Source organism: Pandoraea sp. NPDC087047 (assembly GCF_044745225.1).
Lineage (GTDB): Bacteria > Pseudomonadota > Gammaproteobacteria > Burkholderiales > Burkholderiaceae > Pandoraea.
The window spans coordinates 146142-166176 of sequence record NZ_JBIUZU010000005.1 but is presented as its reverse complement, the minus strand read 5'-3'; the positions used below and the strand labels follow the sequence as shown (position 1 = coordinate 166176).

The 20035-nt window shown below is 65.2% G+C and carries 19 protein-coding genes, 1 tRNA gene and 1 pseudogene; 11 read left to right on the top strand and 10 right to left on the bottom strand.

The genetic code is table 11. From position 1 onward, the window contains the following. Positions 1-8: 8 nt before the first annotated feature. A complete protein-coding gene (locus ACIPHM_RS11015; protein WP_400327739.1) occupies positions 9-542 on the bottom strand; it encodes a DUF6622 family protein in 534 nt (177 codons plus the stop codon). Positions 543-824: 282 nt separating this feature from the next. Between ACIPHM_RS11015 and ACIPHM_RS11010 the strand changes: the two genes are divergently transcribed. Further along, positions 825-1262: a c-type cytochrome gene (locus ACIPHM_RS11010; protein ID WP_400327737.1), complete on the top strand. Its 438-nt coding sequence runs from the start codon at positions 825-827 to the stop codon at positions 1260-1262. A 2-nt stretch (positions 1263-1264) separates the two neighbouring features. Here ACIPHM_RS11010 and ACIPHM_RS11005 read toward each other — a convergent pair whose 3' ends face one another. From ACIPHM_RS11005 to ACIPHM_RS10990, 4 genes are all read right to left on the bottom strand, one after another. Beyond that, positions 1265-2752, bottom strand: coding sequence for a SulP family inorganic anion transporter (locus tag ACIPHM_RS11005; RefSeq protein WP_400327735.1), 1488 nt, complete (start codon positions 2750-2752; stop codon positions 1265-1267). A 127-nt stretch (positions 2753-2879) separates the two neighbouring features. Then, on the bottom strand, positions 2880-3656 hold the full coding sequence (locus ACIPHM_RS11000) for an HAD-IIB family hydrolase (protein ID WP_400327733.1): 777 nt from the start codon (positions 3654-3656) through the stop codon (positions 2880-2882). 409 nt (positions 3657-4065) lie between these two features. Then, a complete protein-coding gene (locus ACIPHM_RS10995) occupies positions 4066-4833 on the bottom strand; it encodes a superoxide dismutase (RefSeq protein ID WP_400327731.1) in 768 nt (255 codons plus the stop codon). A 178-nt stretch (positions 4834-5011) separates the two neighbouring features. Next, positions 5012-5096, bottom strand: a tRNA-Leu gene (locus ACIPHM_RS10990). Between the two features lie 91 nt (positions 5097-5187). Between ACIPHM_RS10990 and ACIPHM_RS10985 the strand changes: the two genes are divergently transcribed. The 7 genes and pseudogenes from ACIPHM_RS10985 (at position 5188) to ACIPHM_RS10955 (ending at position 10352) form a co-directional block, all read left to right on the top strand. After that, positions 5188-5397 (top strand): hypothetical protein, encoded by a 210-nt coding sequence (locus ACIPHM_RS10985; RefSeq protein ID WP_400327729.1) that lies wholly within the window; start codon positions 5188-5190, stop codon positions 5395-5397. Next, positions 5394-5633 (top strand): annotated as a pseudogene (locus tag ACIPHM_RS10980) (chromate transporter); the annotation flags it as partial. The gene ACIPHM_RS10985 and the pseudogene ACIPHM_RS10980, both read left to right, overlap by 4 nt. Positions 5634-5679: 46 nt before the next feature. Beyond that, complete coding sequence (locus tag ACIPHM_RS10975; protein WP_400327727.1) at positions 5680-6030, top strand: chromate transporter; 351 nt, start codon at positions 5680-5682, stop codon at positions 6028-6030. Further along, complete coding sequence (locus ACIPHM_RS10970; protein WP_400328241.1) at positions 6027-6551, top strand: chromate transporter; 525 nt, start codon at positions 6027-6029, stop codon at positions 6549-6551. Before ACIPHM_RS10975 ends, ACIPHM_RS10970 begins: the two co-directional genes overlap by 4 nt. A gap of 170 nt (positions 6552-6721) precedes the next feature. Continuing rightward, positions 6722-8098, top strand: coding sequence for an ergothioneine biosynthesis protein EgtB (gene egtB, locus ACIPHM_RS10965; protein ID WP_400327725.1), 1377 nt, complete (start codon positions 6722-6724; stop codon positions 8096-8098). After that, positions 8098-9081 carry an L-histidine N(alpha)-methyltransferase gene (gene egtD, locus ACIPHM_RS10960; RefSeq protein ID WP_400327723.1) on the top strand — a complete coding sequence of 328 codons (984 nt, stop codon included), beginning with the start codon at positions 8098-8100 and terminating at the stop codon, positions 9079-9081. Before egtB ends, egtD begins: the two co-directional genes overlap by 1 nt. 443 nt (positions 9082-9524) lie before the next feature. Beyond that, on the top strand, positions 9525-10352 hold the full coding sequence (locus tag ACIPHM_RS10955; RefSeq protein WP_400327721.1) for a DUF4088 family protein: 828 nt from the start codon (positions 9525-9527) through the stop codon (positions 10350-10352). Positions 10353-10420: 68 nt separating this feature from the next. On the opposite strand, the gene ACIPHM_RS10950 is transcribed toward ACIPHM_RS10955, so the two are convergent. Together ACIPHM_RS10950 and ACIPHM_RS10945 are read right to left on the bottom strand one after the other, a co-directional pair. Then, positions 10421-11314, bottom strand: a complete 894-nt coding sequence (locus ACIPHM_RS10950; protein ID WP_400327719.1) for a DMT family transporter — start codon at positions 11312-11314, stop codon at positions 10421-10423. A 106-nt stretch (positions 11315-11420) separates the two neighbouring features. Next, on the bottom strand, positions 11421-12401 hold the full coding sequence (locus tag ACIPHM_RS10945; RefSeq protein WP_400327717.1) for a hypothetical protein: 981 nt from the start codon (positions 12399-12401) through the stop codon (positions 11421-11423). Between the two features lie 748 nt (positions 12402-13149). Between ACIPHM_RS10945 and ACIPHM_RS10940 the strand changes: the two genes are divergently transcribed. After that, the gene (locus tag ACIPHM_RS10940) at positions 13150-13626 is read left to right on the top strand and encodes a nitrate reductase associated protein (protein ID WP_400327715.1); all 477 of its coding nucleotides are present in this window, start codon (positions 13150-13152) and stop codon (positions 13624-13626) included. A 30-nt stretch (positions 13627-13656) separates the two neighbouring features. On the opposite strand, the gene garD is transcribed toward ACIPHM_RS10940, so the two are convergent. Further along, a complete protein-coding gene (garD, locus tag ACIPHM_RS10935; RefSeq protein WP_400327713.1) occupies positions 13657-15246 on the bottom strand; it encodes a galactarate dehydratase in 1590 nt (529 codons plus the stop codon). A 408-nt stretch (positions 15247-15654) separates the two neighbouring features. Between garD and kdgD the strand changes: the two genes are divergently transcribed. Beyond that, positions 15655-16566 carry a 5-dehydro-4-deoxyglucarate dehydratase gene (gene kdgD, locus ACIPHM_RS10930; RefSeq protein WP_400327711.1) on the top strand — a complete coding sequence of 304 codons (912 nt, stop codon included), beginning with the start codon at positions 15655-15657 and terminating at the stop codon, positions 16564-16566. Between the two features lie 11 nt (positions 16567-16577). Next, a complete protein-coding gene (locus ACIPHM_RS10925; RefSeq protein WP_400327709.1) occupies positions 16578-18152 on the top strand; it encodes an aldehyde dehydrogenase (NADP(+)) in 1575 nt (524 codons plus the stop codon). A gap of 179 nt (positions 18153-18331) precedes the next feature. Here the strand turns inward: ACIPHM_RS10925 and ACIPHM_RS10920 are convergent, their stop codons facing one another. Further along, positions 18332-19333, bottom strand: coding sequence for an anti-sigma factor family protein (locus tag ACIPHM_RS10920; RefSeq protein WP_400327707.1), 1002 nt, complete (start codon positions 19331-19333; stop codon positions 18332-18334). After that, positions 19330-19893, bottom strand: coding sequence for an RNA polymerase sigma factor (locus ACIPHM_RS10915; RefSeq protein WP_400327705.1), 564 nt, complete (start codon positions 19891-19893; stop codon positions 19330-19332). Before ACIPHM_RS10915 ends, ACIPHM_RS10920 begins: the two co-directional genes overlap by 4 nt. Between the last annotated feature and the right edge of the window lie 142 nt (positions 19894-20035).

The window sequence follows — 20035 nt, the reverse complement described above, 5'->3', positions numbered from 1 at the left end:
AATCCCCGTCACGACCGCAGTGACGACGCTACGCCCGCGCTCCCATTGCCCGGCGTCATGCGCATCGCTCTACGGATGGCCAGCACGCGCCCGAGGAAGATGCCGGTGAACGCGCCGTACGCGAGGCACACCCATGCGGCGAAGCCCCCTTGCGCGATCCGTTCGGGATGGATGGCGAGCGAGACGGCCACGCCGAATTTCAGCGCGAAGATGGCCAGCATCCACACCAGCGGCAGCCAACTGCCTGGCAATTGCACGCGACGCGTCGCCGGCACCCAGCCGACGTTGCCCCACCAGCCCAGCGCGGCACGCAGCACCACGGCGATCACCACCGCACTCAGCCACGCAACGAACGCCGGGGCGCTCCCGGCGAATGTGCTGAGCACGCCGTACGCCGAGAGGCCGGTCATTGCGACGGGCATCGCCAGCGCGCCCCAAAGCGGTTTTTGCCGCGTGCGGGTGGCGGACAATCCGAGCGCGATCAACGCGACGAGAAGTCCCCAGACCCAGACCGGAACGTGAGAGAGAAAAGCTGATGACATCGGGAGACTCCGCGCGTGGGCTGCGCAACCGCAGCGATGGGCGCAGCATCCCGTGATTCGACGCACCATGCGCCCCGAATGCGACGAATGGCCACCGGGCAGCGCGAACGGTTGCCGTGCGACGCGAACGCACGCCGTCGACTCACTACCTCGTTACCCCCCGCGCCCGGTGTCGCGACACGATGTCGCACCGCGCGCTGGCTGGAATCACTGGCCGAGCCGGACGGAAAGGGGTAAGTTAGCGCCTTGCTTTCGCCATCTTTCCCCGTTTCATACCATCCGATGACTGCGCTTTCTGCTCCTTCCGTGCGTGCCGAGCTTTCCCGACTCACGACGTCATCCGCCGCACGCCTGAGCGCCGGCGCCCTTGCGCTCACGTTAGCCGTTCTCGCAACGCCTGCCATGGCGGCGGGCGACGTCGAAGCGGGTAAAGCCCTGTTCGCCTCGCGCTGCGCGTCGTGCCATTCGGTCGGACCGATGGCGGCGTCGGGCTTCGGGCCGCAACTCAACGGCCTCGCCGCGCGCCACGCAGGCAGTCTGAAAGACTTCGATTACTCGAAAGAGATGAAGCAGTCCGGCCTCGTGTGGGACGACAAAACGCTCGCCGCCTTCATCGCCAACCCAGGCAAAACGGTGCCGGGCACGAAAATGCGCTTCTGGGGCATCGGCAACGAACGCAAGGTCGCCGATCTGATCGCCTATCTGCACACGTTCAAGTGACGTCAGACCTCGGCAACGCTCACGCCTGCCCGTTCGAGCATACGTTGATTGCGTGACGAGAGATTGACGAAGCGCAGATTTCGTCCGGCCTTCCGGTAGCGCTCGCGAAGCGTCTCGAACGCCACAATGGCCGAATGGTCCGCAACGTGCAGATGGCGGCAATCCACCACCACGTCGCGCACATCCGCAGACGGCGGGAATAGCGCCTGAAAGTTGGCCGTCGACGCAAAGAACAGCGTGCCGTGCAGCACATAAGTGCGTACATCGCCCCCTTCGTCTTCGGTATCTGCGCGAATCTCGCGGGCGTGCTGCCAGGCGAAGTTGAGCGCGGCGATCACGATGCCGCACAACACCGCCACAGCCAGATCGGTGAAGACGGTAATGACCGTCACCGCGACGATCACGAGCGCATCGTTACGCGGCACCTTGCCCAGCACGCGCAGCGATCCCCATGCGAAGGTCTGCTGCGCGACGACGAACATCACGCCGACGAGCGCCGCCAGCGGAATTCGCTCGATAAGCGGCGACAGGAACAGCACGAACAACAGGATCATGATGCCGGCTGTCGCGCCGGAGATCCGGGTGCGTCCGCCCGAGCTCAGGTTGATCATGGTCTGGCCGATCATCGCGCAGCCGCCCATCCCGCCAAACATTCCCGAGACGACATTCGACACGCCGAGCGCCACGCATTCGCGATCGGGACGTCCGCGCGTCTGCGTGATCTCGTCGGTGAGATTGAACGTGAGCAGCGTCTCCAGCAGCCCGACAATCGCCATGAGCAGCGCATAGGGGAACACGATGCGAAGCGTCTCGAGATCGAAGGGCACTTGCGGCAGACGAAGCGTGGGGAAGGCGCCAGCGATGTGCGCCATGTCGCCGAGCGTGCGCGTGGGCAAATGCAGCAGCTGACTGACAAAACCGACGCCGACGATGGCCACCAACGCAGGCGGCACGGCCTTCGTTATGCGCGGCAGCCCGTAGACGATCAGCATCGTCAGCGCGACCAGCGCACACATGACGGCGAGCGGCGTGCCTTGCAGCCAGACCTCACCCTGCGGCGTGGCCTGCCTGAAGTGTTCGAGCTGCGCCATGGCGATGATGATGGCGAGGCCGTTCACGAAGCCGATCATCACCGGATGCGGAACCATCCGAATGAGTTTGCCAAGGCGCAGAACGCCGAAGAGCATCATCAGCGCGCCGCTCATCACGACGGTCGCGAGCAAGTACTGCGCGCCATGCTCGACCACCAGCGCGACGATGACGACGGCCATCGAGCCGGCCGCGCCCGAGATCATGCCGGGACGTCCGCCGAAGACAGCGGTGAGCGCGCAAATGATGAACGCGCCGTAGAGCCCCATTAGCGGGTTGACCTGAGCAACGAGGGCGAAGGCGATGCATTCGGGCACGAGCGCGAACGCCGTGGTGAGACCGGCAAGCCCATTGCCGGGGAGGTTCGGGAGCCACTGTTCCCGAAGCGTTTGAGACTTCATGAATGACGAGGATGCCGATATGCAGCGGACGCGCATTTTACCAGCCCGGTGTGCTGGAGTCGGCGGGCGCCGTTCGCGGGGAGTGTCGCGCTCCGCTACTCCGCTACTCCGCTACTCCGCTACTCCGCTAACGCGACGCGAGAATCGCATCCGCAAACTCTACGAAACCCGCCCCTCCGGGACCGTGCGTTATCCAACGCGGCGCAACGGGTAATTGCGGCAGATAGTCGACGACCGTGCTCACGCCGGCCGTGTGTTTGAAATACCCGAACATCGGCGCATCGTTGGTCGAATCGCCCGAATACGCGATCCACTCGGCCGCCTCATTCGCCGTCACACCATAAACGTCGGCGAGGATGCGCAGCGACATGGAAAGTTTGTCGTACCCGCCGACCCAACCGAGCACCCACAGGTTATTGATGGTGGCGTTGGCGCCCGCTTGAATCAACGCGTCGAGAATGCGCTGATCGAGATCCGTGCCCGTGCGGCGATACGCCAGACTCGTCAGACGAAACAATTGGTCGTCCGCCTGCTCGGCTTGCGGCACGGCCGTCTCCACGCGCTGCGCAATGGATCGCAATTGATCGCCTGCACTTTCGATGGTGTCTGGTGCATGCCAGAAATGCCGTTCGACGTGATGCCCGTCTTCGCGTCTTCGCAAGAACAATCCCCCGTTTTCGGCAATCACGCCGTCGACCGGCCACATGCGCGCCATCTGATCGCACCATCCGGCCGGTGCGGCGGTAACAGGCACGACGCGAATGCCCGCCGCCTCCAGACGCGCCAGCGCATCGTAAGTCGGCGCAGGCAAACGACCGCGATACGTCAGTGTCTCGTCCATATCCGTCAACACGAATCGGACGCTCGAAAATTGATTGGCGGGTGCCAGAGACAGGGGTTGCATGGCCATCGGTTAAGCGCGAACAGCCTGAGATTATGCGCGTCGCCGGGGTCGCGGCTTAGTTGAATTGCGCATATCCATATGCGGCGCTTCACGCCGGATTCCGACGGCGTGACGACACCCATTGAAACCGCTTGGTGACTTGTATTAATCGCAGTTTCGCCACTTGCGCCGAAGTCGGATACTTCATTCAACGGCTCACGCAACACCGCGCAAAGCCGAACAACACTGAACTCAAGGAGAAACATCATGCCCCTGCTTCCCGTGATCGCTGAAGGCTTCCTCTACGTCGTCGGACTGATCTCCGCCGCCGCACCGATCTTCCAGTAAGTCGCTCGAATGACGACAAAAAAGGAAGCCCTGACGAATCAGGGCTTCTTTATTTCCGGCGTTGCACGCAACGGCATTGCGCTCAAATACGCGCGTAATTCTCCGACGCGAATTTCCAGTTCAACTTCTGCGCAATCGTCTTGGCGAGATATTCCGGACGACGATTCTGGTAATCGAGGTAATACGCGTGCTCCCAGACGTCGACCGTGAGCAGCGGCAACTGAGCGCTGCGCGTGAACGGCGTCTCGGCGTTACCCGTCTTCACGACAGCCAGTTCCCCCTTGTCGACGACGAGCCATCCCCAACCGCTGCCGAATTGCGACGCGGACACCGACACGAGTTGCTTCGACAAGGCTTCCACCGAACCGAACTTGCTGACGATCGCTTTGTTCAGACGCTCGTCCGGCGACGTTTGCTCGGGGCTGAGCGACTTCCAGTAGAAGTTGTGATTCCACGCTTGCGCGGCGTTGTTGAAGACGTCTTCCATGTCTTCCTTGCCGTGAGACACCAGAATGAGTTGCTCAAGCGTTGCAGACCCGAGCGGCTTTCCGGCAAGCAACTTATGCAGATTGTCGAAATAGGCCTGGTGGTGCTTGCCGTAGTGAATGCCGACGGTGCGCGCCGAGATGACCGGCTCAAGGGCATCCTGCGCGTAAGGCAGATTGGGCAGTTCTTGCGGCGACGCACCGAGATACGCGAGGAGTGCCTTTTCGTCCAATTGCTTGCCGAGCGCCTTGCCGGTCTTCGACGAAGACGTCGCGGCGAAAGCAAGGTTCGACATGACGAGCGCCGCACTGCCCAGCGAACCGCTGGCGAGCAACTGACGGCGAGACAGGAGCGTTTGAGACATGATGATTTCCGTTTCGTTGGGGGGAAGTGAGGCGCATTTGCGGCGTCCTCTGCTCCACAGAACGATGCGGAAATGGGATTTATTCCCTACGTCGACGAATTGTTTTCGGACGGCCTCGCGCAACCCCGGGCGCGCATGGGGTCGTGGCGTTTTTCTGAAAGAGACTGAACAACAGGACTGGTACCGGGGACCGGACTTGAACCGGCAAGCCCGAAGGCGGCGGATTTTAAGTCCGCTATGTTTACCAATTTCATCACCCCGGCAAGGGCACGCATTCTAACATCCCCACCGTGATACGTCAGTTGGGTATGATGGCGTTATGCACGCACTGTGCGCGTCAACGGAGATCGATCCATGCTGGAGAATCTCGACCGCATCGCCCTTTCGCTCGACGCCATCGAAACCGCCGCTCGCGACGTCGCCATGCAATCCCCCCAGAACGCGCAGGCCCTCTATACCGCGCTCATGGAAATCCGTAACGCCATCGCCCTCGTCGCCCAGGAAGTCGTGCGCCTCGAACATGAACTCCACGGTCATAACCCCATCGGCAACGGGCAATCGTGACACCCCAGTCCTCTGACATCGCCGCCGCAGCCGCCACAGGCCACGCGCCGGACACCACCGCCCCCACCCCTTCCCCGCCTCCCACCTGCTGGGATCTTGCCCTCGCCTTCGGTACCGTCGGCGCAACAGGCTTCGGCGGGGTGCTGCCCTGGGCTCGCCGCATGGTGGTCGATCAGCGGCGCTGGCTCACCGATCGGGAATTCGCCGAACTGCTGCCGCTCGCACAGCTCCTGCCCGGCCCCAACGTCGCCAACATCGCCACCGTGCTGGGACGCCGGTTCCGTGGCCCCCCGGGGTGCCGCCGCCGCGGTCGCCGGCCTCTATTTCTGCCCGACCATCGTCATCATTCTGATCGGTTTCGCCTACGCGCAGTGGGGGCAAACGCCCCTCGTCCAGCACCTGCTCTCCGGCCTCATGCCCGCCGCCACCGGTCTGGTCATCGCCACCTCGCTGCGTCTGCTCGCCGGGCTGGAGCGCCACTGGACCACGCTATTCTTCGCCGCCGCAACCTTCGTCGGCAGTTTCCTCCTCGGACTGCCGCTGCTGCTGGTGCTCGGCGTGCTGGGCCCCTGCGCCATACTGATGGCTTACTGGCGCGCGAAGCGGCGTCGGCAAGGCGACGCCACGCCATGACGACGCTCATCGACCTGTTTCTGCACGGCTCGCTATGGTCGCTGCTTGCCGTCGGGGGCACCAATGTCACGCTCGCGGATATTCATCGGTACGCCGTCGACACGCGCCACTGGATCACCGACGCCCAATTCGTCACGTTCTTCTCGCTCGCGCAGGCCGCCCCCGGCCCGAACGGCATGGCCGTCACCCTGATCGGTCTGCAAGCCGCCGGACTACCCGGTGCGCTCACCGCCACGCTCGCCAAATGCGCCCCGAGTTCGCTGCTCGCCTACCTCGTCGGAGGATGGGTCGACCGGCACGAGCGCTCGCCCTGGGTGCGTGCCGTGCGCGCGGGTCTCGCGCCCATCACCGTCGGTTTGCTCGCGGCCAGTAGCGCCTTGCTTGCCCGGGAAGTGGACATCAACGTGGCACGTGGTCTCGTGACGGTTGTCGCCGTCGTCATTACCTTGCGGACCCGCTGGAATCCGCTGTGGCTCATTGCCGCCGGCAGCCTGCTCGGCCTCACCGGCGGGTTGATGTAGACCCGCCGCCGCACCAATCGACACCAATCGGCCCCCATCAGCGTCAATCACCGTTACGAACCGTCACATTCTGGTGCCGTTCCGGGCGCTTCCGGGCGCTTCTGGGGGCATACGGCGCCCGGGCAACGGGTTTAGAATAGGCAGCACGTTTCACAACACGGTGTGTCCCCATGACCGTCCCTTGTTGTACGTCGCAAGCCGAGGCGCCCTCCGGCACCTCCCCCCACGTCACCCGCTCGCGCACCGCACGCGACGGTCCGCCGGTTCTCGCACCGACGCCGCCCGTGGCCCTGCATGAACGGTTCGACGCCGTACGCGCCGCCTCCGTCGCCTTCGCACACGGCCTCTCGGACGCCGACGCCACCGTCCAGTCGATGCCCGACGCGAGCCCGATCAAGTGGCACCTCGCGCATACGACCTGGTTCTTCGAGACTTTCCTGCTGGGCGACACCCGCGCCTCACCGGGCAAGCCCGGCAAACGCTACCTCCCCTACGATCCCCGCTTCGCCTATCTCTTCAATTCGTATTACGAAGCCGCCGGCCCGCGTCATCCACGCCCGCAGCGCGGCCTGCTCACCCGCCCCGCGCTCGATGAAGTCCTGGCCTACCGGCGCCATGTCGACGCCGCTATGCACGACCTGCTGCTGCACGCCGATCTCGCGCCCGACACCGCCGCGCTCATCACCCTCGGCCTGCATCACGAAGAGCAGCATCAGGAATTGATGCACACCGATCTGCTCCACCTGTTCGCGCAGAATCCATTGCGTCCCGCGCATCGCCTGCCGTCTGCCCGGCATTCGCAGCGTCTTCTCGCACCGCAGCAATGGATCGAGCATGACGGCGGACGACACCGCATCGGGCATCCCTCGGATTCGGACAATTCGTCCCATTCGAACCCTTCCCACCATTCAGGCGGACACTTCGCATTCGACTGCGAAACGCCCGCGCACGACGTTCTGCTGCGCCCCTTCGCCATCGCCTCGCGCGTGGTGACGAACGGCGAGTGGCGCGCCTTCATCGAAGACGGCGGCTATCGCATGGCCGGCTTGTGGCTCTCGGATGGCTGGGCGACGGTGCAACGCGAAGGCTGGGAGCATCCGCTGTACTGGGAGCTTCACGGCGGCCAATGGCACTCGATGACGCTCGCGGGCATGCAGCCGGTCGAGGACGACGCGCCCGTGCAGCACGTGAGCTATTTCGAAGCGGACGCCTTCGCACGCTGGGCGGGCAAGCGTCTGCCGACAGAACAGGAGTGGGAGGTGGCGGCCACGGCGTCGTCATCCGCGACATCCGCCATACCCACGATGGAGCAATGCTTTGGCCCGGTATGGCAATGGACAGCCAGTCCCTACGTTGCCTACCCAGGGTTCCGGCCGGCGGCGGGGGCCGTCGGCGAATACAACGGCAAGTTCATGTGCGGCCAGTTCGTGCTGCGCGGCGGGTCGCTCGCGACGCCGCCGGGACACGCACGCACCACGTACCGCAACTTCTTCTACCCGCATCAGCGCTGGCAGTTCTGCGGCCTGAGGCTCGCGGAGGACCGCTGATGTTGCAAGCTACCCAAGCTACCGCGTTCGTTTGCCCGTCACTTCCGGAAAACGCCTTCGCCACCGACGTGCTCGCCGGCCTCGCTCACACCCCGAAATCGCTACCCAGCGTCTGGCTCTACGACCAGCGTGGCAGCGAGCTGTTCGAGGAGATCACCGGCCTCGACGAGTACTATCAGACACGCACCGAAACCGCTTTGCTCGGTGAATGCAGCGCCGCCATTGCAGACGTCATCGGCCCGGACGCCGTCGTCGTCGAATTCGGCAGCGGCTCCAGTCGCAAGACCCCGCTACTGCTCGACGCCCTCACCACCCCGCGCGCCTATGTGCCCGTCGACATCGCCGACGACTTTCTCGACGACGCCGTTGCCACGCTCGCCCGCCGCTGCCCCGGCATTCCCATGCTGCCGGTACGCGCGGACTTCACCCGGCCGTTCCGTTTGCCCCCGCAGTTACACAACACCCAGGGCCCGCGCCTCGGATTCTTCCCCGGCTCGACGATCGGCAACTTTGCCCCCGGACAAGCCGCGGCGTTCCTCGCGCACTTGGGCAAGATGCTCGGGCCGCACCGCCGGATGGTCGTCGGTGTCGATGCCTGCAAAGACCCCGCTGTCCTGCTGCCTGCCTATGACGACGCACGCGGCATCACAGCGCAATTCGATCTGAACGTGCTCGTGCGCATCAACCGCGAACTCGATGGCGACCTGCCGCTCGATGCCTTCCGTCACGAAGCCCGTTTCAATGCAGGCGCGAGCCGCATCGAGATGCATCTGGTCGCGCAACGCCCGTTCACCGCCACCGTGCTTGGCCATCGCTTCGAGTTCATGACGGGCGAGTCCATTCATACCGAGAATTCCTACAAATACGGTCAGACCGAGTTCCGTGCGCTGGCGAATTCCGCGGGTTGGGATGTCGAACGGGTTTGGCTCGACGCCCGTTCGCGCTTCGCCGTCTACCTCCTGCGTCCCGCCGCGAACGACTGACCGGGGCGCGTCATGCGCCCCGACGAGGACGACATCGGCGCTTCCGATGTCGTCCTCGTGACACCAGGCCATCGACGGCCACCGCGCTCGCCTCGACACGGCGTTGAAAGAAAGTGCGTCCCGAAGGCTAAAGTTTTGACAACTTTCTGCCGTTGATGTATGCAGACTCATGCTGCCCGCCACGGGAATCACGCATTTTCCGAGGGACAGCCCCGCTTACAGCGCACGGCCACGACCGCAGCGCACCGTTTATACGTATCGCTGCACATGACTTCACGCGCAATGGGGATGCACGTGGCACGAGCTTCGGCGACAGCGCCTGCAGCTCGCTGCACTCGCACAAACGCTCGACAGGCTAGCGCGACTTCGCTCGCGCAGCACACGCTCGCCGTCGCTACCGCGACCGGCATCTGCATCTCAATGGCGAACGAGGGCCTGTGACGATGAGCCGCATTGCCCTCACCCTCTCGGACACCGCGCTGGCGGACCTGCAAAAGGATTTCGACGCCTTCGTGCGCATCTCCTCCGCCGTCGACCGTCACTTCACCCCGCCGCCGTTCGACGACTTCCTGCGCGCTCGTCTGCTCGACAGCACCGTGCCGCTCACGGAAGCCGCCGTCGCGCAGTTGCTCGCGGGCGGTCATTACGCCTGGGCCAAACGCACGTTCGACAAGCAGTTCCCGGACGTCGTCTCGATCATCCTGAATCAGGCGCGTCAGCACGGGTTCTATTTCGTTTCCCGCCCGGAATGGTCGCGCGAAGATATGGCGCGTCAGGCAAGTCGCTGGGCCGAGGGCATCGTGCGGGAAGCAAAGGGCGAGGAGCGTATCGTGGAATCGCTCGCGGGGCAGATCGTGACGTCGGCGCAAGACCTGCGCACGCTCGAAGCCACGTTGCAGACGCCGGCATGGCGTACGGCGTCGGTGCTGCGTGAGCGCGTGTTCGAGGCGAAGCGCGCAGTGGAGACGGCCCGTTCCCTGCAAGCCCGGGAACGTCTGGGCGAGTTGCGCGCCCTGCTCGATCTCGCCGTGATCTACGGCTCGGTCGGTGCGCAGGAAGCGGAGCAGATTCTGGAATATCTGGGCGTGCTGCGCCCTGAATTGTTCAACGACGATCCGGGGATCTTCGAGCGCATTGCCGCGTGGCTGCGGCGTCTGCTCACGCCGAGCGTGGCGCGTCCGGCTATCGTGCAGGAAGTGGCGCCGCCCACGCTCGCCGCTGAAGTCCCGCAGCAGAACCCCGACGCCCTACGGCCCCCCGTCACACGCTGAGTGGCGAGGGTTGGGCGGCAGCGCAGGCTTTCACCACTCGCGACGCCGCCCGTCCATGCCTGTGAACATCACCGGTTGAAGATCAGGGCCACGCCCGCGCTGGCAATCAACGCGCCCCACCAGGCGCCCGCCGCCGGACGCTGCCGGGTGCGAATCCACAACAATGGCAGCACCATGACCGGCGTGGTGGCCGAGAGCGTCGCGATGACGCCCGTGTTGCCGTGTCCCATGCCGTAGAGCAGCAACGTCATACCGACGGCCACCCCCACAAATCCCGAGGCCGCCGTGAGCGCCAGTGTGCCCGGCGTGAAGGCGGCAAAGATGGATCGTCCGCGTCGCGCCGCGAGCACCGTCAGGCCGAGCGCCGACACCCCCACCCGCACCGCGGACGCGCCCACCGGGTCCACACCCGCGGCCATCACCGGCTTGGCGATGAGCGTTCCGATGGAATGGCACAGCGCCGCCGTCAGGCCAATGGCTACGCCCACGCGCACGTCGCCGCGCACGGACTCCCAGTGATGGGCGTCCTCGCGGCGTGCGCCGAAAGCAATTGCCAGCGCCACCCCCGCTGTCACGAGCCCCACGCCGATTACCGCGCGCCAGCCCAGCGCTTCGCCCAGCCAGACGTAGCCGAGCATCGCAGTCATCGGCGCGTTGGTGGCAAAGATGATGGAGTTGCGTCGTGGCCCGAGACGGCCGAGGGACGTGTAGAGAATCGTGTCGCCCACGAGAATGCCGATCAGCCCCGAGGCCGTCAGCCGCAGCCATTGCGCCGGCGTGAGCAACGGCCAGCCGCGCAGCACCGCGAGTGCAAACAGCAGCATCGCGAAGACCAGCAGCATGCGGGCGTAATTGAAGGGGAACGAACCGGCCTGGCGGACAGGCGTGATGGCGATCATGCCGCTGCAAGCCCAGCAGAGGGCGGCGCCGAGCGCGGCGAGGTAGGCGAGTTGGGTTGTCATGGTCAGGGGGCGGTCGGCGCACAGGCGCAACCGCCCCCCGCCGTTGGGACGCCATTATACGAGTCACATGCCCCACACGGGGGCATGACGCGTACCCCGACTTATCTCAGATGTCTTCGTCGAGCCGATGCAGCGCGTCGAACATCACCCGATACGCCGCCGCCACGCCGTAAGCGCCGCGCAACATCCGCAACCGTGACGGCACGTCCGGCTCGCCCGCATCCTCCACCCATTGCGCGAGCAACGCCGTGCCGCCGCAGACACTCGCATCGTGCCGCGCGTGCGCACACACCGCCGCGAAGCCCTCGGCGGCCGACGGATAACGTTGCGCGAGCGCGTCGAACTGCGCTTCGATTTCGCTGGACGCGCGCACGGTCGCGGGCGCCTGACAGAGCGCACAGCAGCCCACGTAGGCCGGCATGTCGCCCGCAGCGCCAATCATGAAGTCGATGAGGGCGTGGGTCGCGTCGAACGCACCGCTGTCCAGAAACGTCCGCGCTGCCGGGCCGCAGCGCAGCAATCCTGCGGCAAGCATCGTCGACTGCCCGCGCTGCTCGCGATACTGACGCAACAGCAATGGCCTCAGCGCCGTATCCGTGCAACGCTCGACGGCGATGCGATTGTGGACGTCCGCACCCGCCGCGCGATGGTAGAGCTGCGCAAGAAACGCCAGCACCTGAATGTCGCTCGACTCGCCTGCGAGAAAGCGCGTCCAGAACGGGGCGGCGAAAATACCCCGCACCCAGGCGTCGCAAATCTGACCGAACGCCGGCACGATGTCGTGATGCGTCGCAGGCAGCACGTGCACCAGCGCCTCGTCCACAAGCGTGGCGAGCCACGTGCCGGGTAGCGGGGCCTCGGCAAGCAGCATGCCGTGCTTCACGCGCTCGAGCCATATCGCCGTATCCACAGGCGCATCGCGCAGCGTGCACGACACTTCATAGGACGATACGGTCACCGTATCCGCCTCGCACGTCCATTGCGCGTGCGGCGACGCGATCACCCAGACGGCGTTTCCGACCGACGCCGACACGCTCGCGCCCCTCGGCTCGTCCGAGGCATCCCGTATGGCAGACACGGCGCTCATCGAATGATCGCTCCGAGCAGCGTCAGACACCCGGGCGCAATGCTGCGCACCACTTCCACACGCAGCGTGCTATGGCCGTCGGCTTCTACACTCGGCGGCGGTGCGGCTTCATCGGCACCCCCACGCTGGACGGCACGCGACTTACTGCGTGCCGCACTGGTCCGCTGCGAAGCGGCCGAAGACGACGCTGAACTCCGTGCAGACGAGGTCTGAGGCGAGTCGAGAACGACGGGGAGAAACGGGAAAGGCATTGGCGACGCGTTTGACGAATGGGACGGCATGTCGGCTCCTGTCGGCTGTTGAACGACTGCGCAATGACTCGGGCAACGGCGCACCCGGGGAGGCTACCGCCGGTGCTTGAAGACGAAAACGTGACCGGCGGGCAGAACGCCTACCTTAGAAAATCCGTCTCCCCTCTGGAAGGAACCGTAACTCTAGGACGATTCACATCGCACGAGCCATCCTTCCTCCCTTATCGCCGCCGGGCCGTCGAATGACAGTTTTCCGCGCCAGACGATGTTACGCGAAGCCAACAATTCTCCCGGCGTCCCTCATGGGCATTTTGAGATTTCTCCCAAGAACGAACGGTAGTTTCGGAAAAACAGCGCACAAAAATGCGACGCCGATAGCGTTGCCCCATGACGTCACCGCTCGCGGCGTCATGCCGCACCGCCCCGTGCGCAGCACATGGCAACGCGCAGGTACAATCGATTGCATGCCATACGTCGCCATACGAGGAGTGACAGCCATGCATCTTTATCAGCGTCTGCCGATCTTTGTTTTCGAGATCGAAGCCTGCGAAAATCTGAAGTTCATCACGATGGCGATTCGCTTCAACCTCGATTGCAATGGCCAGCATTTGTCGCTGGCCGACTGGCAGCGCCTGCCGCAGCAGGCGCGGGAGACACTGGCGTCATGCGCGCCGGGGGATGACGATTTTGCTGCGCGTCTCGATGAGATTGCCCGCGACCATCTCGGGCAGACGGTCGAGCGCAGCGTCGACGCCGCGCCCACCGCGTGGCAGGATGCCAATGCGCTGCCGCCAGGACTGCTCAAGCAGTGCGAACTGGCCGATCTGCTGCCGCCGGATGTCGGCGACTGGGGCACGCTCACGCCGTTCCGCCGCTATGTGCTCACGAAGCTGTCGCGGCGCGACACGCTCAATCACTGCTTCGTCGCCGCCATGCTCGAATTCGGGCTTGCACAGACGCAAGCCGAACTCTAAGCCGCATCTCACGGGCTCACACCCGACGCCTCAAGTCACCGGCGCCGGGTTGAATAGCGTCAGCGCGTTGTGCAGCCCCCATCGCTCGGCCCAGGTCTTGTCACCGCTCGCGACCGCGAGCATCCGGTGGAACAACTGCCAGCCAATGTCTTCGATGGTGGCCTCGCCCGTGGCGATACGCCCGGCGTCCACGTCCATCAGGTCATGCCAGCGACGCGCCAGATCCGAGCGCGTTGCTACCTTGATGACGGGCACTTCCGCGAGTCCGTACGGCGTGCCGCGACCGGTGGTGAACACGTGCAGATTGATGCCCGCCGCGAGTTGCAGCGTGCCGCAGATGAAATCGCTCGCCGGCGTCGCTGCGTAGATCAGGCCGCGTTGATGCGCGCGGTCGAGCCTGGCGCCCGGCGACACCACACCGTGAATCGGCCCGGTGCCGGACTTCACGATCGAGCCCATCGCCTTTTCGACGATGTTCGACAGGCCACCGCGCTTGTTGCCCGGTGTGGTGTTGGCGCTGCGATCGACTCGGCCGCGTTCCAGATACGCGTCATACCACGCCATCTCGCGGATCATCGCTTCGGCGACCTCCGGCGTTGCAGCGCGTGACGTGAGCTGGTCGATGCCGTCGCGCACTTCGGTAACCTCCGAGAACATGACCGTCGCGCCCGCACGCACGAGCAAGTCCGTGGCGAACCCCACGGCCGGATTGGCGGTGACGCCCGAGAACGCGTCGCTGCCGCCGCACTGCACACCGACAACGAGTTCCGATGCGGGTACCGTCTCGCGCTGACGCGCGTTGAGCCGTTCCAGATGCGTGCGCGCCATTGTCAGAATCGAGTCGATCATCGACAGGAAGCCTACGTGCGCGTCGTCCTGCAAACAGACCGTATCCGGCTTGCCTTGCGCGTCGGCACTGCCGATAGGCATGCTGCCCACCGGGAGCAGGCGTTCAGGCTGGAGCTTCTCGCAGCCGAGACTCACCACCATCACTTCGCCGCCGAAGTTCGGATTCAGGGAGATGTTACGCAACGTGCGGATCGGCACGATGGCGTCCGGGGCATCGATGGCGACACCGCAACCATACGTGTGCTCGAGCGCCACGACATCGTCGACATTCGGATACTGCGCCAGCAGCGTCTCCTTGATGCGCTTGACGGCGAACGCCACCACGCCCGCCACGCACTGCACGGTGGTCGTGATGGCGAGGATATTGCGCGTGCCGACCGAGCCGTCGGCGTTGCGATAGCCCTGGAAGGTGAAGCCGTCGAGCGGCGGCAGCGGCGCGGGCACGCGCGTGCTGATCGGCAAACGGTCCAGCGACGGCGCCTCGGGCATCGCCAGATTGCGCTCGTTGACCCAGCTTCCCGCAGACAACGCTCGGGCCGCATAGCCGATGACCACGCCGTAGCGAATCACCGCGGCGCCCTCGGCCAGATCGGCCAGCGCGACCTTATGCCCCTGCGGTACTGCGTCGACGAGCGTGAGCCCGTCCGGGAACCGGCTGCCGGCCGGCAAACCGCCATCGTTCACCACAATCGCGACGTTATCCTCCGCCTGCATTCGGATATAACGCGGCGCATCCGTCGCCGCGCTGCCTGTGTCCGTCGTTGCTGCCATGGTGCTCGCTCCTCCCCCTGCTCATTACGTGCTGATGGGCTGCGACGTACGCACTTGTCGAGGCGTGCGATGTGCCGCAGTCATGGTCGCGGGGCCGGTTTGTCGCGTCGATCAGACACCAGCACGAAAATTATCGGCTGTCGTTGATGTTCGCTCAACCACCCGTCACTTATGCGTCATCATACATCTAGAGACCCGTCAATGCGCGGTCTTACGGACCTCTGAGCCCCTCGGGAAAAACCCTTCCCGAGCCTTTTGCGGGTTTATCCCACTGCCTTTCGGCGAGTCAGCCTCTTGTTCGGTCTCATCACATGTTATACGATGACATATAACTCAGCGCCGAGCGCTGGTTGAGCGCCCCCTTCATTCATCGAATCCGGCCCAAGACGGCCGACAGGAACTCTCGAAATGACCGCACCTCAAGAACTCAAGCAGATCGTCTCCGACGGCTTGTTGTCATTCCCCGTGACCGACTTCGACGCCAGCGGCGACTTCAACGCACGCAGCTATGCGGCGCGTCTGGAGTGGCTGGCACCGTTCGGCGCGACGGCGCTCTTCGCGGCGGGCGGCACCGGCGAATTCTTCTCGCTCACGCCGCAGGACTACAGCGCCGTGATCAAGACGGCCGTCGATACCTGCGCAGGCAAGGTGCCCATTCTCGCGGGCGCGGGCGGCCCGACGCGCATGGCCATCGAATACGCAAAGGAAGCCGAGCGTCTGGGCGCCAAGGGCGTGCTGCTCATGCCGCACTACCTGACCGAAGCGAGCCTGGACGGCATCGCCGCACACGTCGAACAGGTCTGCAGCGCCGTGAAGATCGGCGTGATCGTCTACAACCGCGCCAACTCGAAGCTCGGCGCCGACCAACTGGAGCGTCTGGCCGAGAAGTGCCCGAACCTGATCGGTTTCAAGGACGGCGTGGGCGACATCGAGCGCATGGTGCAGATTCGCCGTCGCATGGGTGATCGCTTCTCGTATCTGGGTGGCCTGCCGACCGCCGAAGTCTATGCCGCGGCTTACCGCGCTCTGGGCGTGCCGGTGTACTCGTCGGCGGTGTTCAACTTCATTCCGAAGACGGCCATGGCGTTCTATCACGCCGTGTGCAACAACGATCAGGAGACGATTGGCCGTCTGCTCGATACGTTCTTCCTGCCGTATCTGGAAATCCGTAATCGCCGTGCTGGCTACGCCGTGAGTATCGTCAAGGCGGGCGCAAAGCTCGTGGGCCACGACGCCGGTCCGGTGCGCGCACCGCTGACCGACCTGCTGCCGAACGAACTCGAGGCGCTCGACGCCCTCATCAAGACAGTCGAAGGCTAAGGGGAATACGCATGCAGATCACCGGTGAAATGCTCATCGGCCGCGCCGACGTGCGCGGCAGTGCGGCAACGCTCGAAGCGTTCGATCCGTCGCGTGGCGAGCGTCTGACGCCGTCGTTCGGCGCGGGTACGGTGCAAGACGTCGAGCGGGCGTGCGAACTGGCGCGCGCGGCCTTCGATCCGTTCCGTGCGTTGCCGCTGGCCAAACGCGCCGAGTTTCTCGAGGCCGTCGCTCAGGCGATTCTCGATCTGGGCGACGTCCTCATCGAGCGTGCACACGCCGAGACCGGCCTGCCGCTCGCCCGTCTGCAAGGCGAGCGCGGACGCACCGTCGGCCAGTTGCGGATGTTCGCCCGCGTGGTGCGCGACGGTCATTTCCTCGACGCCACCATCGACCCCGCGCAACCGGCGCGCGAGCCGCTGCCGCGCAGCGACCTGCGTCTGACGAAGATCGGCCTCGGCCCGGTTGCCGTGTTCGGCGCGAGCAACTTCCCGCTGGCGTTCTCGGTGGCCGGCGGCGACACGGTCTCGGCGTTTGCCGCGGGCTGCCCGGTGATCGTCAAGGCACACTCCGCGCATCTGGGGACGTCGGAACTCGTGGCACGCGCCGTTCGCTCGGCGGTGCAGAAGCTGGGGCTGCCCGAAGGCGTGTTCTCGCTGCTCGTGGGCGAGCGCGCTGTGGGCGAAGCGCTGGTCGCGCATCCGGCGATTGCGGCGGTCGGCTTCACCGGTTCGCGCAACGGCGGCCTTGCGCTGCAGCGTATTGCGCAGTCGCGCGCCGTGCCGATTCCGGTCTACGCCGAGATGAGCAGCATCAATCCGGTGTATCTGCTGCCCGACGCACTGAGCGCGCGCGGCGACGCGATCGCCAGGGGCTTCGTCGATTCGCTCACAATGGGCGTCGGCCAGTTCTGTACGAATCCGGGACTGGTACTGGGCCTCGCCGGCGAGGCGCTCGAACGCTTCTGTCAGACGGCATCCGACGCGCTGACGGCGAAGGCCGCGGGCACCATGCTCACGCCGGGCATTCATCAGGCATACGACAAGGGTGTAGCGCGTCTGGCCGACGAACCGAACGTGACGCTTGTCGCGCGCGGTCAGGCGGGCGGCGCGTGTCAGGGGCAAGCGGCGCTCTTCCGTACGAGCGCCGCCGAGTTCCTCGCCACGCCCGCGCTGCACGACGAAATGTTCGGCCCGGCGTCGGTCGTGATTGCCTGCGACACCGTCGACGAGATGATCGCGATCACCGAGCGCCTGGAAGGCCAACTAACGGCGACGCTGCAACTCGATGCGGGTGACACTGCAACGGCGCGCCGTCTGCTGCCAAGTCTGGAGCGCCGCGCCGGACGCATTCTCGCCAACGGTTTCCCGACCGGCGTCGAGGTGTGTCATGCGATGGTGCACGGCGGCCCGTTCCCGGCCACGTCGAACGCGATGTTCACCTCGGTCGGCGCCTCGGCCATCGATCGCTTCCTGCGCCCGGTGTGCTATCAGGATCTGCCGGATGCGCTGCTGCCCGAAGCGTTGCAAGAGAGCAATCCGCTCGGTCTGTGGCGACTTCGCGACGGCGCACTTGCGCAGGCGTGACAGCGGCGCAGCGTGCTGGCTGAACCGGCTGAGCCGGCTGAAACGAAAAACGCCCTCGGTTTGAACTGCCCCCCAATAGTTGGACATAGCTCCAGCCCTTGGGGGGCAGTTCAGTTTCGAGGGCGTTTTTCTATGCGGCGACGTGACACATCGTGAGGCGACGAGAGCGAAACACGTCCTCAGGATGCCGAGCGATCCGGCGTCGACACCGGCAGCATCAACATACCGTACAGCGGCGCGACGGGGCCATCGGCGAGCGCTTTGGCAACGGCCTTGAGATCCGTCGACCCGGGCGCACCGATGAGCGCATAGCCGACCTGGCCCTTGCGCCACGTCACCACGCCCATCTTGTCGACCTGCTGTTCCGCCACGCCCTGATCCGGGCGCGTATCGCGCACCACGCACAGCGCCACGGGATCGCCCTTCGCCGGGAGATACACCATCTGCACCAATGCACGATCCTGCCAGTGCAGGCGCTGCACGCGCTTGAATGTCAGGCCCTGCGAGCGCAAATCGGGCACGCTGATATCGAGCTTGTCGTTCTGACGAATATCGCTGACGGTGCGCTCGGTATCGCTGTCGTCCACGCGAATCGAGGCAACCGTGTCACGCGTATACAACTGCTGATACTCGGCAGCCGCGCGCACCCAGGTTCTGCCCTGCCCCGGCGTCGCCGGGAGCGAGGCGGTCATGAATCCGCCGGCACCGGAGCGGTTCATCACGCCCGGCAGCAACGGCAGCGTGACGACGGTGGCGGCCACACCCGCCGCGAAGGCGGCAGCAAGCCACCATGGGCGCACCCGGCGGCCGGTGGGCGCGTCGTTGGCAGCAGGCAGCTTGTGCGATGCGTCGACACGCGCGGGCGCCGCCTGCTCCATCGATTCGAGCGGATCGGGCGGCTTAGGGGATGCGGAGGCGCTCTGTGCCGTCGCTGTGGCGGCTTCACGCTGCGCATGCGCGCGCAGGAGCGCGTCGAGGCCGGCGCTCAGGCTTTGCGGCACCGCAGGCATGACCTGCGCGGCAAACGTCTCCCGATACGGCAGACGCGACGCGCGCAGCGACTCGACCACATCGGCCAGTTCGGGCGATGCGGCAATGGCCGCTTCCACTTCCGCGCGCTGTGCAGCGGGGAGCGTATCGTCGGCGTAAGCGAGCAGGCGGATATCGTCTTCGTTTATCACGCGTCCTCCTCACGTGCGCCGGATGCGGGGCCGACACGGTCGACACGGCGGGGTTGCCCCTCGGGGTTACGAAACTGGTCGCCGATGGTACGGCGCGCGCGGGACAGACGGCTCATCACCGTGCCGATAGGCACGTCGAGCACCTCTGCCGCCTCCTGATAGCTCAGTCCTTCGGCAGCCACGAGCAGCACGACCAGCCGCTGCGCTTCGGGCAGACGGTCGACGGCACCGAACACCTGGTGATAGCTCGCGAGGTCTTCCGGGGTGGACGCCTGAAGATCGGGAATCGCCTCGACATCGGCTTCATCCCACGCCAGAGCGCCGCGCGAACGAACGCGACGCGCGCGGATCTCGTTGATCCACGTTGTGTGCACGATGCTGAACATCCAGCTCAATGCCGAGGTGCCCGGCTGCCACTGGTGCACGCGCTCGAGCGCATGCACACAAGCGCGTTGCACGAGATCCTCGGCGTCATGGCGATCGCTCGTAATGCGCAAGGCGAACGCCCAGAGGCGTGGCAGCAAGCCGGGAAGCAAGCTGGGCAAATCCTGACCGGTCATCGGCGAATTTCCTGGCGGAGGGTGCCTGGCGGCAAGCCAGTCCGAAGCATCGCCAACGAGTCCCGCTGGCGTTTGCTGCGAAATTATACTGAGCCGCCGGGACTTTGCACCGCCCCGCGCGGCCGGCCGGAATGCCAACACC